Source organism: Streptomyces sp. FH025, assembly GCF_017427025.1.
Classification (GTDB): Bacteria; Actinomycetota; Actinomycetes; order Streptomycetales; family Streptomycetaceae; genus Kitasatospora.
Map to the genome: position 1 here is coordinate 1 of NZ_JAFLNG010001193.1, position 1185 is coordinate 1185.

Sequence of the window (1185 nt, forward strand, 5' to 3'; positions counted from 1 at the left end):
GGCCTACGGCGTCGCGCTCACCAGCGGCCCCCTCGCCGGCCTCACCGCCCGCGCCGTCGTCGTCCTGGACGAGAACGACACCGTCCTGCACACCGAGCTGGTGGGCGAGATCGCCGACGAGCCCGACTACGAGGCCGCCCTCGCCGCCCTCAAGTGACGGCCCTCAGCTGACCACCGGCCCGCCCCCCATGGGGCGGGCCGGCCTGTTCTCCTGAACTCTCCTCTTCGAACGGGAATGGGCGGACACCCGACCCGGTTGCAGCGATGGTTCGCGAACGTCCGGGCGTGTCGCCCGGGCGCAGGATCAGGGAGGGTGCGCGGTGAAGGTCGGAGACGTCGAGGTGTTGGCGGTGGCGGACGGTGTCGGGGTGGAGGTGGCCGCGGAGATCCTCTCCCGCCCCGGTGTCGAGGACGCGTGGGCGTGCCACGGGCACCACCTGGAAGCGGACGGCACGCTGCAACTGCCGCTGGGGGGCTTCCTGGTGCGCACCGCCGGGCGCACGGTCCTGGTGGACGCCGGGGTCGGCCCCGTCGACGACGGGCGCTACCGCGGCGGCGGGCTGCTCGACTCCCTCGCCGCCCTGGGCACCGCGCCCGAGGACGTCACCGACGTGGTCTTCACCCACCTGCACTTCGACCACATCGGCTGGGCCAGCCTCGACGGAGCCCCGGTGTTCGAACGTGCCGTCCACCGGGTGCACCGGGCGGACTGGGAGCACTTCGTCACCGGCCCGCAGCGGGTGCAGGCCGCGGCCGACACCCTCGCCCCGATCGTCGGGCAAATTGAGCTGTTCGACGGCGACTTCACCGTCGCCCCCGGCCTGGACGCCGTCCACACCCCCGGGCACACCCCCGGCACCACGGTGTTCGTGGCCTCCGGTCAGGGCCGGCGCGCCCTGCTGCTGGGCGACGTGTTCCACTCCGTGGTCCAGTTCGAGGAGCCGGACTGGCAGGTGATCTGGGACGTCGACCCCGCCGCCGCCCGCGCGGCCCGCAACCGCATCGCCGACCAGGCCGGCGCCACCGGGGACCTCGTGGTCGCCGCCCACCTGCCCGGCATGCGCTTCGGCCGCGTCATCACCGGCGACGGCCCCCGCCGCTTCACCGCCGTCTGATCCACCACCGCGCGGCCGAGGAGCCGGGTCGGGCGGCCAGGAGGCTGGCCGGATTCGAGCGGTGCCGTTC

2 protein-coding genes are annotated in these 1185 nt (G+C 74.4%); both read left to right on the forward strand.

Annotated features, from left to right (window positions below):
• Positions 1-157, forward strand: a 157-nt coding sequence (locus tag J0670_RS40685; RefSeq protein ID WP_374223252.1) for a redoxin family protein, incomplete at its 5' end; no start/stop codon positions are given.
• A gap of 163 nt (positions 158-320) precedes the next feature.
• On the forward strand, positions 321-1115 hold the full coding sequence (locus tag J0670_RS38365) for an MBL fold metallo-hydrolase (RefSeq protein WP_207817391.1): 795 nt from the start codon (positions 321-323) through the stop codon (positions 1113-1115).
• The last annotated feature ends 70 nt before the right edge of the window (positions 1116-1185 follow it).